The organism is Acrocarpospora catenulata, assembly GCF_018476525.1.
In the GTDB taxonomy this organism is placed as follows: domain Bacteria; phylum Actinomycetota; class Actinomycetes; order Streptosporangiales; family Streptosporangiaceae; genus Acrocarpospora; species Acrocarpospora catenulata.
The window spans coordinates 85,955-99,347 of sequence record NZ_JAHCST010000029.1 but is presented as its reverse complement, the minus strand read 5'-3'; the positions used below and the strand labels follow the sequence as shown (position 1 = coordinate 99,347).

Genomic DNA, 13,393 nt, shown 5'->3' with positions numbered 1-13,393 from the left:
GGCGAGCACGGCCACGGCGGCGGGGGTGAGCACGGTCGCCGCCTCGGCGGAGCCGCCGCCCCCCGCGCCGCCGACCTCCCGGGTCGAGGTGCCCGGGCTGGACATGACGCTGCTGGAGAACCCCGCCGACCCGACCAGGCTCACCGCCTACCGGGTCGGCGCGGACACCTACGTCCGGGACGGCGCCGAGTTCACCAAGTTATCGATCAAGAACGCCGAACCCGCGCTCTCCCCCGACGGCCGGACCCTGGCGCTGTTCACCCCGGCGGCGCTGGTGGTCGGCGATTACGCGGTGGACCTGACCCCCTACGGCGGCGTCCTGCGCCCGACCTGGTCCCGGGACGGGAAACAGCTGCTGCTGACCGCGGTGACCAAGGACGAGACGCCGAGCGGCTTCCTGCTGGTGGATCCGGTCGCCAGGAAGACCACCCATGTGGACACCGACGACGAGACCACCGAGGGCGAGGGCCACTACGCCTGGCTGCCCGACGGGTCCGGCGTGGTGATCGGCTACCGCGCCGGGAAGCGCCACGGGCTGCGCGTACGCGGCCTGGACGGGTCCGGGCAGAAACTGCTGCACTGGGTCGGCGAGACCTACGGCCGCCGCATGTACTCCCCGTCCGGACAGCGGTTCGTGACGTTCTGCCCCAGCGGCGGAAGTTTCTGCGCGTGGGACACCGCCACCGGGGTCCGCCAAGCCTCCGTCGCCGTCTTCTACCAGAACGCCCTGCTCTACGGCTGGTACGACGACGCGCACCTGATCGTCGCCGACCCGCGCGAGAAGACCCACAAGATCGTGGCCATGGACCTCCGCGGCCGCCCCCAGCGCGTCCTGGCCGAGATCGCGGCCAAGGACGACACCGACGATCTGCTGCTGTACTACACCAGGAGCTGACCCGCGATGCCCCCCGTCCTCCCTCTGGAACCCCAGGATCCGGAGCGCCTCGGGCCGTACCCGCTACTCGGCCGGCTGCCCGGGGTCTACCTGGCCGAGTCGCCCACCGGCGAGCGGGTCACGCTGCGGCGGCTGGCCAAGCCGCTGGACAGCCGCGCCCGGGACGCGGTGGCCCGGATCTGGGAGACCGCCGCCGTCGGCACCGCGCACATCCTGGACGTCGGCCGCGACTACGTGGTCAGCGAGTACGTGGCGGGCCCGACCCTGGCGGAGGAGGTGGCCGAGCGCGGCCCGCTCGCCGGGACCGCGCTGCACCGGCTGGCCATCGCCACCGCCACCGCGCTCGCCGCGCTGCACCGCGCCAACCTGCACCACGGCCGGGTACGGCCCGCCAAGGTGGTGCTCGGCCCGGACGGCCCCCGGCTGCTCAACCCCGACCGGACCCGGCCGGTCACCGCGTTCGACGAGGACGTCTGGCGGCGGCCGGAGGAGGAAGAGGGCCCCGCCGCGGACGTGTTCGCCTGGGCCGCCATGATGGTCTTCGCCGCCACCGGGACGGCGCCCTTCGACGCCGAGCACGATCGGCGGCTCTCCTACGGCGCCGCCGACCTCGGCTCGCTGACCGGGCCGCTCCGCGACCTGGTGGCCGACTGCCTGGCCCCCGACCCGGCCGAGCGGCCGACCGCGGAGGAGGCCCTGCTCCGGCTGCTGGGCCACTCCGGCACGCTGGACACCGCGCTGCCCGAGCCCACCGCCCCGACGCCGTCACCGCCGCCGAAACGCCGCTCCCGCGTGGGCCTGCTGGTGGCGGCCGGAATAGGGCTGGCCCTGGTGGCGGGGGCGGGCGGCTACCTGCTCACGCCGCCGCCGACCGCACCCGCGGCGGCCACCGCCGCGCCGAGCAGCCCCGCCGCCGCCCCGGTGGCCACCTCCTCGGTGGTGCCGACCACGGGGCTGACGGAGGTCGCGCTCCCGGACTCCGGCGGCACCCTGTACCAGCATCCGGACGATCCCCTCCGGCTCAGCTCCTACCGGCTGACCCAGGCCGACGGTCAGACCATCCCGTACGTCCTGAACGGCGCCACGTACACGCGGGCGGGCAAGGACCACGACGTGGCGGTCGCCTCCCCGGACGGGCGGTGGCTGGCCACCCTCAACGAGTTCTACCTGGCCGAACGGGACCGCCTGGACGTGGTCTTCACCGACAGGACCAGCGGCGCCACCTTCAGCGTGCCGACCGTGAACTCCCCGGTCACCGCGCACTACCCGCTCTGGTCCCCCGACGGCCGCACCCTGCTGCTCACCCTCTGGCACAGCGAGACCGCGCAGCGGACGTACCCGCTCGGCTTCATGACCGTCGACCCGGTCGCCCGCAAGGCCACCGTGGTGGAGACCGCCAACCCCGAGGACATCGCCCAGTTCCTGGCGCTGCCGGAGGAGATGCGCCTGGCGTCCATGCCGGCCGTCGGCTGGACACCCGACGGCAAGGGCGTGGCCTCGTTGTACATCACCCCCGAGGAGCGGTACGGCCTCAGCCTCCGCGACCTGTCCGGCCGGCTCACCTGGTCGATGCACTGGGTGGGCAAGGTGACCGGCTGGGACTGGTACTCCCCCTCCGGCCGCACCCTGATGACCAGCGGCTGCGAGGAGACCTTGGCCGCCTGCCTCTGGGACGCGGCCACCGGTGAACGGCGCGGCACGGTGCCCGGCAGGAAGGGCGGGCTGATCGGCTGGTACGACGAGACCCACCTGATCATCGGCCACCAGGACGGGGGCGTCTACACGGTGGAGGTCATCGACCTGACCGGCAAGCCCGTCCGCGTGCTGGCCGAACTGAACAACTCCCCGGACGGGTTCACCCAGCTGTTCTTCACCAGGAAATGAGGATCGGGTCGTACACCGTCATCCGCCGGCTGGGCGCCGGCGGGCAGGGCGTCGTGTACCTGGCCGAGAGCGAGTCCGGCCGCCAGGTGGCGGTCAAGGTGCTGCACGCGGTGGCCGACGAGGGCTCGGTCACCCGCTTCCTGCGCGAAGCCGAGGTGCTGCCGGACGTGGCGTCCTTCTGCACCGCGCAGGTCCTGGAGTCGGGTACGGCCGACGGGGTGCCGTACATCGTCAGCGAGTACGTGGCGGGGCCGACCCTGCTGGAGGCGGTCCGGGAGCGAGGCCCCCTGCGCGGGGCCGAGTTGCGGCGGCTGGCGGCCGGGACGGTGACCGCGCTGGCCGCCATCCACCAGGCGGGGGTGGTGCACCGGGACTTCAAACCGGCCAACGTGCTGCTCAGCCGGGACGGGCCGCGGGTGATCGACTTCGGGATCGCCCGGGTGGTGAACGCGGAGGCGACCTCCGAGGGGCCGCTGGGGACACCCGCCTACATGGCGCCGGAGCAACTGCGCGAGACGCCGCCCGGGCCCGCGGCGGACATGTTCGCCTGGGGGTCGACGATGGTGTTCGCGGCGTCGGGGTATCCGGCGTTCGGGGCGGATGCCGTACCGGCCGTGTTGAACCGCATTCTTCGCGGGGAACCCGATCTGGGGGATCTGGACGGGGATCTCCGGGAGCTGGTGGCCGCGTGCCTGAACAAGGATCCGGCGGCGCGGCCCCGGGCCGGTGACGTGCTGCTCCGGCTGCTCGGGTCGGAGGCCGCCCAACCGGCCGAGCCGCCACGACGGCGGCGCCGGCGGGCGGCGGTGGCCGTGGCCCTCGGGGCTGTGGCGATCACCGCCACCACCGTCGTGTTGCTGACCCGGCCGCCTCCGCCGGTCGAGTTGCGGTTGTCCGGCCCGCCCGCCCAGGACACCCGGGCAGTCGAGGTCCCGGCGTTGCGGGCCGTCTTCCACGAGCATGCGAGCGACCCCGTCAAGCTGACGACGTTCCTGGTGCGGGAGACGCAGTTGCGGGTGCCCACGTACATCCGGGTGCCGGGGACCGACACCTTCGAGCGGCAGGCGGACTTCCGCGATCCGGTGGTCTCCCCGGACGGTACGACGATCGCCGCCGTCTACCGCAATCCGGGCTCGGTCGGGGACGGCAACGTACTCCAGATCACCGACCGGGCAAGCGGCGCGAAGCACACCATCCCGACCGTGGACCTCCCGCTGCTGGTCCGCACGCCGGCCTGGTCCCGCGACGGCGAGCGGGTGCTGCTCACCCTCTACGAGAGCGAGAACAACCAGGTCAGAGGCTTCGCGGTGGTCGAGGTGGACACCCGCGCGACGACCGTCACCACCCTCGACGACACCAAGGACCTCGGCGACTTCCAGTGGACCCCCGACGGGTCGGTCCTGTCGGCCGCCCCGGACGGCCTGCGCGTGTACGCCCCGGACGGCACCGTCCGGCGTACCTTGACCGACCTGCGCCACGCCGACGCCTCCGACGTCGACTTCTCCCCTTCCGGCCGCCTGCTGGCGGCACTCTGCGCCCGCCCCGCCACCTCCGTCTGCGTGGTGGACGCCGCCACCGGCGCGACCAGGGCCACGTTCCCGCTGCCCACCGGAGCGCACACGTGGGGCTGGTTCAACGAGGACCACCTGCTCGTCTACAACACCACCCCGCAGCCCTGGACGGTCACGATCGTCGACCTCCGCGGCCGATCCGTCCGCCCGTTCGCCGAAATATCCGGCGACAAGGACACCTGGTGGCTGCTGCACTGGGGACGGCACGGCTGAACCAATCTGTCACATTCCCTGACAGGGCGTATTGACTTCGCTCGCGCTAAATGAAAAGTTTCTTTACTGAGAGCGCTCTCACGCACCGTCCACCCCCCGAGCGATCAAGGACCCTGCCGTGAGATTAACCGTCCTGACCAGCGCGGCGTTACTCGCCGTGGCGTTCGCCCTGCCCGCCTTACCCGCCGCCGCCGCACCCAGCCCCAGCCCCGACCAGGCACTCCAGCGCGACCTCGGCCTGACCCCGACCGAGGCCCGGATCCGCCAAGCCCACGAGGCTGCGGCCGCCGTCGTGGAAGGCCAGATCCGCACCCGCCTCGGCGACCGGTTCGCCGGCGCCTGGTACACCCCCGCCGAGGGACGCCTGACCGTGGGCGTCCTCAACGACGCCGACGCGGCCCTGGTCCGCGCCGCCGGGGCCACCCCGGCCCTCGTCACCCGCAGCGAGAAGCAGCTGACCGCCCTCAAGTCCACCCTCGACCGCACCGCCCCCGGCACGGACGTCCACCACTGGTACGTGGACGCGGCCACCAACACCGTCGTGGTCGGCGCCACCGACCGCGCCGCCGCCGACCGATTCATCCAGTCCGGCGCCGTCGACCCCGCCGCCGTCCGCGTCATCACCGCCCAGCCCGCCAAGATCCTGTACGACATCCGCGGCGGCGACCAGTACGTCATCAACGGCAACACGCTCTGCTCGGTCGGCTTCGCCGTCAACAACGGCGGCTTCGTCACCGCCGGGCACTGCGGCCGTGCCGGCAACCCCACCCTCGGCTACAACAACGTGGCCCAGGGCACCTTCGCCGGTTCCTCCTTCCCAGGCAACGACTACGCCTGGGTGCGCACCAACAGCAACTGGACCCCGCGCCCGTGGGTGAACAACTACAGCGGCGGCAACGTCTCGGTGACCGGTTCCACCGAGGCCGCCACCGGCTCCTCCATCTGCCGATCCGGCCGTACCACCGGCTGGCGCTGCGGCGTCATCCAGGCCAAGAACGTCACCGTCAACTACTCCGGCTCCCTGGTGTACGGCCTCACCCAGACCACCGCCTGCGCCGAGGGCGGCGACTCCGGCGGCGCCTGGATCAGCGGCAACCAGGCCCAGGGCGTCACCTCCGGCGGCTCAGGCAACTGCTCCACCGGCGGCACCACGTTCTACCAGCCGGTAAATGAGATCCTCGGCGCGTACGGCCTGAGCCTGACCACCACCGGCGGCGGCAACGTCAGCCGCATCATCGGCTGGCAGGACAAGTGCATCGACGTCCCCAACTCCAACGGCGCCGACGGCCAGCGCCTCCAGATCTGGAACTGCAACAACACCAACGCCCAGAACTGGACCTTCCCCGGCGACGGCACCATCCGCGCCTTCGGCCTCTGCATGGACGTAGCCTGGGGCTCCACCGCCAACGGCGCAGCCATCCAACTCGCCCACTGCAGCGGCAACCCCGCCCAGCAGTTCGTCCTGTCCGGCGCAGGCGACCTGGTCAACCCCCAGGCCAACAAGTGCGTGGACGTCACCGGCTTCGGCGGCACCGGCACCCCCCTCCAACTCTGGCAGTGCAACGGCGGCGCCAACCAGAAGTGGCGCCGCGGCTGACCGGCCTTTGAAGGTTTCCACTGTCGTCCCCAACGCTCCCGGCCCGGCAACATCGCTCGGCCGGGAGCGCCATCAGTCAATCCCGTGAAGACGAATCTGCCCTTCGACGGAGTACAGGGTGTAACCCAACAGATGGGACACCGCATGACAGCACTCTCCGACGTGGGCGATCCACTAACGAAGCTGGATCCGGACGGATTCGCGGCGCTCTACGACCGGCACTTCGCCGAGATCTACGGGTACGTGGCCGCCCGGCTGGGCCGCCAGGTCGCCGACGAGGTCGCCGCTGACACCTTTCTGACCGCCTATCGCAAGCGTCACTCCTTCGACCCCGCCCGAGGCGAGGTCCGCCCCTGGCTGTACGGCATCGCCACCCGGCTGGTGTCGGACCACCGGCGGAGTGAGACGCGGCGGCTGCGGGCCCTGCTCCGGCTTCCGGCGGACGGTGAGGCCGAGAACGGCCACGAGGATCGGGTGGCGACGCGGGTGGACGCGGCGGGCGTGCAGGGCCGGCTCGCGGCGGCACTCGCCGAGCTTTCCGATGGGGACCGGGACGCTCTGCTGCTGGTCGCGCTGGCCGGTCTCACCCATGAGGAGACCGCTCGCGCGCTGGACATCCCCGCCGGGACCGTGGGGTCCCGGCTCAACCGCGCCCGCAGGAAAGTCCGTGCCGCGCTCGGCGGCAGCAACCCCTTGGAGGAGTCCAATGGATGACCTGACCGCCGTACGCGACCTGCTCGGCGCCCCCCGTCCGTCCGCCGAGGTGACCGCCGCCGGCCGGGACCGGCTGCTCGCCCTGGTGGCGGAACCCCCGGTGCGGCCTCTGCCGAAGGCCCGGCGCGCCGCCCGCCCCGCGCTGCGCGCGGCCCTGTGGTCGACGACCGCCCTGGTGCTCGCGGGGGCCGCCGCCACCACGGTCGTGATCGCTTCCGGCGGGGCGCCACGCGCGCCCGGCTTGGTGCCCGGGGTCACCGCACCGACCGAGGAGCCGTCGGCCCAGCGCATTCTGCTGGCCGCCGCCGCCTCGGCCGCCAAGTCGCCGTCCTCGGGAACGTACTGGGCGCGCCGCGTCACCACCGGCACGCAGCTGCTCGACCCGACCAACCAGTACGTCATCGAGCAGCGTTTCGCCAGTGAGGAGTGGCTCAGCCAGGTGCCCGGCAAGCAGAGCTGGTCGATCAGCCAGTACCTGGGCGCGGTCCCGGCCACCCCCGCCGACGAGGCGGCCTGGCGCGCCGCCGGGTCGCCCCGGCCGTGGGTGTGGCCGGGCCACGAGGACAACGGCCAGGTCTTCCCCGGCATGCGCGTCGAGGACCAACCCGGTCCGCGGGAGGTCAACCGGCGCACCGGCCGCGGCACGCGCCCGTTCCTGGTGAAGATGCCGCTCACCCAGGCCGAGCTGGACTCCCTGCCGACCGCCGCCGAACCGCTCCGCGCCTACCTGGAAGAGCGGATCACCGGGTTCGCCAAGAAGTGGCCGACCATCGACCTGAACGCGGAGATGGACGCCCGGGTGACCGCCGCCTGCTTCGAGATCATCGGCCACGTGCCCACCAGCCCGCAGGTCCGCTCCGCCACCTACCAGCTGCTGTCCACGCTGCCGGGCATCACGGCCACCGGAACGGTCACCACCCCGTCCGGCCAATCCGGCCAAGGGCTGGTCTACCGCAGGGCCGAGGCCGCCGAAATCGGCCTCGAAATCCACCTCACGATCGACCCGGAGACCGGCCTGCCGCTCGCCGAGCAGTCGACCAGCACCGAGCAGACCGCCTCCGGCGCGCCGGTGAAGCTCGTGTCCACCACCACGTACGACCAGATCGGCTTCACGGACGAGGCTCCGCGACTGAGCTGATCACCCGTCAGCCGGTTCCGGATATTTCCGGAACCGGCTGGATGAGCAGGGATTGGGCGCGGTGGTCGGACAGGCCCACGGGGTCGAGCAGGTCGTAGGCGTGGATCTTGATCGAGCGAGTGAAGGTCCAGTCGAGCTGCCACAGCGGGAGGATTCCGGCGTACCAGGAGGTCGGGTACAGCGAGGAGTTGACCTCGTTGGCGCTGGTGAGGTGGTCGGAAAGCCAGGTGAGTTCGCCCATGGCGGCGGTGGTGTTGAAGTCGCCGCTGACCAGGACGGGGTTGCGGTTGCGGTCGAGATCGGCTCTGAGGCCCTGGTACTGCGCGTCCCGCCGGGAGCTCCGGTCGCGTAGTTCGGTGTAGAACGAGGCGAGGAACGGATTCTCGTTCAGTACGGCCTGCGCGGGAATGTGCACGTTGTAGACCGAGAGCACCGATGACCCGACCCGAAGGTCGGTACGGAGGGTCTTGGCCAGATCGAACGTGGTCCGCCACGGGGAACCGGGGGTCAGGGCGGCCGCCAGGCCCACAGGTGGGGTGGCGATGATCGGGAAGCGGGACAGGGTGAGCTGTTCACCCGCCACGGCCAGGTGGTAGCCGGGGAACTCCCGGCGGAGGCGGGTCAGGTCGTTCATCTGGCGGGGCTGGTCGTCGACCCAGCCCAGGTACTCCTGGAGCAGGTAGATGTCGGCTCGCTGGTCCTTGAGGAAGCGGTAGAAGCGGTCGGGGTCGTCGTCCTGGTGCCAGTAGAGGGTGTTCCAGGAGAACACCCTCAATGCTCCGGGCGGCGGTGTCCCCGGGTCGCCGGGCAGGTTGAGGCCGCTGTGGCCGATGCCGAGGAGCAGGGACGCCGTCAGAAGAAGCGCGCAGCGGCGGCGTAACCGCCCGGCCAGGGGTGTGAGGGCGAACAGGAGCAGCGGCGCGGCCACATAGAAGATCGGTGGCACCAGGTCGGGCAGGAGCCAGAGCCAGAAGCGGCCGGTGAGCAGGCGGTGCAGGGCCACGAAGGTCAGCCAGGTCGCGCAGGCGATCAGTAGCAGGCGGCCGGGCCACCGTCGTTGTCTTGCCTGCGGTGAGCGGACCGAGACCGGGGCCGGGTTCTCGACGGGCGGCGCCGCGTTCTCCACTCGGTCAGCTCCTCACGGGCAGGGGCGCTTCATAAAGATCGCGGAACTGGCCGGAGGTCAGCCACTGGACGGCTCCGGCGGCGACTCCCGCGATGATCACGAGGCTTACCAGATAGTGCACGGCGACGAAGAACGCCCCGAAGAGCGGGCACTTTCTGGAGAATACGAAACGGAACATGCCCGCGTCACCGGCCACCCAGGCGGCCAGGAAGATCGCGGGGACGAGGGCGGCGAGCGGGCCCGCAACCAGCGGCAGGGGCAGTGTCAGGAGCACCAGCACCGCCGCCAGCGACCCCCAGGCCCGGGAGGCCGTCTCGTAGCCCTGGGCGAACCGGCGCCGGCGCGCGTAGAGCGGCACCCGTAGACGTCCCCGGTGGAACAGCTTCCGCAGCAGGACGGTGAGTTCGCGGTCGTGGCCCATGCGGCCGTGGATGGCCCTGGTGATGCGGACCCGGTAGCGCTCGCTGAGCCGCCGCCCGTAGTCCACCTCCTCGGTGTAGCGGAGGGCGGGGTTGAAGGGCCCGGTTTCGCGGAACACGTCGGCGCGGATGGCGAAAATGGCCGACCAGAGGAACGAGACGTCGCCCTCGGCGGCGATCGACCAGTAGTGGTGCTGGTGGGCGCGGTAGTCCTCGGTGCGGGTGGAGCGGATGAGCGGGTCGGGGTCCTCGATGCCGCAGACCGCGCCGAGTTCAGGGTCGGCGGCGAGCAGCGCCACCCCGGTGGCCACCGCGTCGGGGGCGAGGGCGACGTCGGAGTCCACGAAGAACAGGATCTCGCCGCTGGCCCAGGCGGCACCGAGGTTGCGGGCGACGGCGGGCCCGCTGTTGCCGGGCGTGCGGATCACGTGTACGCCCATGGCCTCCGCGATGGCGGCCGACTCGTCGGTGCTGCAGTCGTCCACCACCACGACCTCCAGCGGCGTGTGGCTCTGCTCCTGGATGGCCTGCAGGCACAGCGGGAGGAAGCGGGCGTGGTTGTAGGTCGGGACGATGACGGTGACCAGGGGGCCCATCGGGCATCACACCTTCGTGTCCGAGGATCTGAGCGAAATGTGCAGGTCTTGGAGGTGGTGGGTGGACATGCCCTCCGGGGAGCGCAGCTCGTACCGGTGGACGGCCACGCCGGGCGAGGTGAAGGTCCAGTCCATGCGCCACAGGCGGAGCCCGCCGAAGGAGAGGGTGGCCGGGTAGAGGGGGCCGTCGACGGGGTCGAGCCCGTCCAGCCGGTCCAGCTGGCCCATGCCGGGCAGCGCGTTGAAGTTGCCGGAGGCGAGGACCGGGTTCGGGTTGCCGTCCAGGTCGGCGGCGAGCGCGTCGAACTGGCGGCCACGCGCGCCGTCCAGGTCGCGGATGGCCTGGTAGAAGGCCGGGGAGAGCGGGCTGGCGGTGAGGTAGAGCATGTCGAACAGGTGCACGTTGTAGACCGAGAGCGGTTGCCCGCCGACCCGCAGGTCGGTCCGCAGAGCCGCGTGCCGCCAACTGGGCGCGTACGGGTTGGCATGCGCCCCCACCGCGACCTGCCGCTCCACGGGGAACCGGGAGATGGTGAGCAGCCCGTCAAGCGCCGCGATCTGGTAGCCGGGGAACTCCCGCCGCAGCTCCCCGTCGTCATCAATGAGCGTGGGCGCGCCGGGCCCGCAGCCCGAATGCTCCTGGAGCAGATAGAGGTCGGCCGACCATTTCCGTAAGTACCGGAAGAACCGGACCGGGTCGTCCGTCGTGTTCCAGCAGTAGGTGTCCCAGGAGATCACGTGCAGCGCGTCCGCAGGCGGCGGGCTCCCGGTTCGCGGGAGGGCAACCCCGGCCTGGCCCGCCCCGAGCGCCAGCGCCGCCGCCGCGCACCCCGCCGTCCACCACCGCCCCATACGCGCCAGCGGTACGGCGGCCAGCAGCACCACCGGCACCGCGAGGAAGAGCACCGGCGGCACCACCAGATCGGGCACCACCCAGAGCCAGCTCCGCCCGCTGAGCACCCGCCGGGCCACGATGAGCGCCAGCGCCGCCACCGCCAGGCTGAGCAGCGCCCGGTCCCGGCGGGCGGGCACCCACCGGGCGAGCAGCAGCATCGGGACGGCCGCCACCAGCAGCAGCGGCACGAGGAAGAAGAGCGCCAAGGGCGCTCCCCCGCCCCACCACCAGAACCTGCCGGTGAACAGCCAGGTGACCACGGCGACGACCAGCCAGGCCACCGGCAGACCGATCGCGGCCCAGCGCAGCACCATGCCTGCGCGCCGAACGGCCACATCCCGGGCGGTCATGTCCCCAGCCGGAACCAGAACGAGGCGGGCCGGTAGGTGTGGGTGACCGAGAGCCGCTCCCACAGCGGACGCAGCACGGCGCTCAGTGCGGGGTCGGCGTGGATGAAGGCGTTGGGCAGCTCCACGTCGTACCGGTCCGGGTCGCCGAGCAGGAAGGCGGCCAGCAGGTACTGCTCGGAGTAGTGCCGCCACCGCCATTCCGGCGGGTAGTCGTCGGGCAGCATGATGTCGTGCAGGTGCACCAGCACGCCGGGCGGCAGCAGGGGCAGCACCTCGAAGAAGAAGACGGTCACGTCCGAGCCCATGAGCACCCGGTGGGAGCCGTCCAGGAACACGATGTCCCCCGCCTGGAGACCTTCGAAGACGCTCAGGTCGGCGCGCTCCAGCGGGCTGCGGACGACCACGTCGCAGAGGCCGTCGACGTGGGCGCGGGGCGCGGGGTCGATGGAGGTGATGTGGGTGGGCAGGGCGTGGTCGCGGATGGCCCGGCGGGCGAACTTGGTGGAGTTGCCCGAGCCGATCTCCACGTACCGGCGGGGGCGGGTCTCGGCCAGCAGCCCGTACAGGCCGAGCGCGTCCAGTGGCGGCAGCCAGCCGTTGTCCCAGTACGGCGTGGTGCCCTTGGGGCGGTCCCTGAGCGGGATCTCGGCCAGGCTGGGGGCCAGCGCGGCGAACCTGGCCAGCCGGTCGGCGTACCGGGTGCGGTTCCGTTCCACCAGCGCGGTGATCTCGGCATGGCCGGGCCGGCCGTGGCCGAACCGGGGGTGCGGGTCGACGGGGTGGTCGATGAAGATCGGCCGCCGCAGCCCGAACGCCGACAGCACCAGACCGTGTACGGCCGGATGCCGCTCCAGCCAGGCGAACGGCCGGTCAGCGAAGGGCAGCGCGGCCAGCGCCCGCATCAGCGCGCCGGACACCGGCCCGGCGGGCACCTGCTGGGCGAGATGCCGGACCTGGCCCTGAGTTACGGTCATGACGAAGCTCCTTCGGTCAGCGGTACGGAACGACGGGTCCAGGTCAGCACCCCGAGTACGACGGCGGTCGACACCAGGTCGGCCACGGTGATCAGCACCCGGCTGAGGGCGACCAGCGTGATCAAGCCGGGCCCAGTGAGCAGGGGGGCCAGGGTGAGCCCAAGCACGGCCTCCCGAGGCCCCAGCCCGGACGGCATCACCAGCGTGAAGATCCCGGCCACCGTGGACAGTGCGAATCCCCCGATGCCCACCGAGAGCGCCCCGGCGGGCGAGGCCCCTAGCGCGACCACGAGCACGGAGACGTGCACGCCGCTGATCAGCCAGCCAAGGGTCATCAGCCCGGTGACCGCGAGCAGGGTCCGCCGGTCCGGCAGCGCGACCGGGGAGCCCTCGCCTCGGCGCAGGATCCGCTGGGCCACCCCGAGCAAGCGGCCGAGCAACCCGGGTGCGGCCAGCGGAAGCACGGCGGCGCCCAGCAGCGGCAGCAGCGCCCACCAGAGCGGGTCGGCGGCCACCAGCCAGGGCAGCGCGATCAGCCCTACCGCGAGACCGGCCACCACCCCGAGCCCCTGGCTGGCCACGAAGGCCCCGGCCAGCCGGGCGGCCGGTGCGCCAAGGGGGCGGGCCAGCGCGGCGTGCGCAACGGCCGGCCAGATACCGCCTGGCAGGTAGCGGGTGATCCCGGCCAGGAAGAACACCCTGGCCGCCACGGGAAGGGAAAGCCGGGTGCCCAGTCCGGCCAGCAGCAGCCGCCAGCCGAAGAACCCGGGCACCCCGCCGACGGCAGCCAGCGCGGCCGCCAGCAGCGCGTTGGACCAGCCGACCAGGCGGAGACTGTCGGCCACGCCGTGCCGTACCCGCCAGAGCTGGTAGCCGAGGAAGCCGAGCACGAACAGGACGGCGGCCCACCTCAGCACAGCGAAGATCCGGCGTCTGGTCATGCGGGGGCCTTGCTCTACAGATAAGGGATCAGCCACGGGAGGATGCCGAAGCGCAGCGAAGACCCCGCGCCTGGCCATGC

The 13,393-nt window shown here is 72.1% G+C and carries 11 protein-coding genes; 6 read left to right on the top strand and 5 right to left on the bottom strand.

Annotation, left to right across the window (positions count from 1 at the left end; translation table 11 throughout):
• From KIP79_RS26670 to KIP79_RS26645, 6 genes are all read left to right on the top strand, one after another.
• A partial coding sequence (locus KIP79_RS26670) for a TolB family protein (protein ID WP_214107661.1) occupies positions 1-895 on the top strand: 895 nt, incomplete at its 5' end.
• 6 nt (positions 896-901) lie between these two features.
• Positions 902-2,779, top strand: a complete 1,878-nt coding sequence (locus KIP79_RS26665) for a serine/threonine-protein kinase (RefSeq protein ID WP_214107660.1) — start codon at positions 902-904, stop codon at positions 2,777-2,779.
• Positions 2,776-4,563 carry a WD40 repeat domain-containing serine/threonine protein kinase gene (locus tag KIP79_RS26660; RefSeq protein ID WP_214107659.1) on the top strand — a complete coding sequence of 596 codons (1,788 nt, stop codon included), beginning with the start codon at positions 2,776-2,778 and terminating at the stop codon, positions 4,561-4,563. Before KIP79_RS26665 ends, KIP79_RS26660 begins: the two co-directional genes overlap by 4 nt.
• 118 nt (positions 4,564-4,681) lie before the next feature.
• The gene (locus KIP79_RS26655; RefSeq protein ID WP_214107658.1) at positions 4,682-6,160 is read left to right on the top strand and encodes a ricin-type beta-trefoil lectin domain protein; all 1,479 of its coding nucleotides are present in this window, start codon (positions 4,682-4,684) and stop codon (positions 6,158-6,160) included.
• Between the two features lie 144 nt (positions 6,161-6,304).
• Positions 6,305-6,874, top strand: coding sequence for an RNA polymerase sigma factor (locus tag KIP79_RS26650; RefSeq protein WP_214107657.1), 570 nt, complete (start codon positions 6,305-6,307; stop codon positions 6,872-6,874).
• A complete protein-coding gene (locus KIP79_RS26645) occupies positions 6,867-8,012 on the top strand; it encodes a hypothetical protein (RefSeq protein ID WP_214107656.1) in 1,146 nt (381 codons plus the stop codon). The genes KIP79_RS26650 and KIP79_RS26645 overlap by 8 nt, the downstream gene beginning before the upstream one ends.
• A 7-nt stretch (positions 8,013-8,019) precedes the next feature.
• On the opposite strand, the gene KIP79_RS26640 is transcribed toward KIP79_RS26645, so the two are convergent.
• Genes KIP79_RS26640 through KIP79_RS26620 form a run of 5 tightly spaced genes read right to left on the bottom strand, consistent with a single transcriptional unit; the run spans position 8,020 to position 13,313 of the window.
• Positions 8,020-9,138, bottom strand: a complete 1,119-nt coding sequence (locus tag KIP79_RS26640) for an endonuclease/exonuclease/phosphatase family protein (protein WP_214107655.1) — start codon at positions 9,136-9,138, stop codon at positions 8,020-8,022.
• Between the two features lie 4 nt (positions 9,139-9,142).
• Positions 9,143-10,153 carry a glycosyltransferase family 2 protein gene (locus KIP79_RS26635; RefSeq protein WP_214107654.1) on the bottom strand — a complete coding sequence of 337 codons (1,011 nt, stop codon included), beginning with the start codon at positions 10,151-10,153 and terminating at the stop codon, positions 9,143-9,145.
• 6 nt (positions 10,154-10,159) lie between these two features.
• On the bottom strand, positions 10,160-11,398 hold the full coding sequence (locus KIP79_RS26630) for an exonuclease/endonuclease/phosphatase family protein (RefSeq protein ID WP_214107653.1): 1,239 nt from the start codon (positions 11,396-11,398) through the stop codon (positions 10,160-10,162).
• Positions 11,395-12,372, bottom strand: coding sequence for a class I SAM-dependent methyltransferase (locus KIP79_RS26625; protein ID WP_214107652.1), 978 nt, complete (start codon positions 12,370-12,372; stop codon positions 11,395-11,397). Before KIP79_RS26625 ends, KIP79_RS26630 begins: the two co-directional genes overlap by 4 nt.
• Positions 12,369-13,313, bottom strand: a complete 945-nt coding sequence (locus KIP79_RS26620; RefSeq protein WP_214107651.1) for a lysylphosphatidylglycerol synthase domain-containing protein — start codon at positions 13,311-13,313, stop codon at positions 12,369-12,371. Before KIP79_RS26620 ends, KIP79_RS26625 begins: the two co-directional genes overlap by 4 nt.
• Positions 13,314-13,393: the final 80 nt, after the last annotated feature.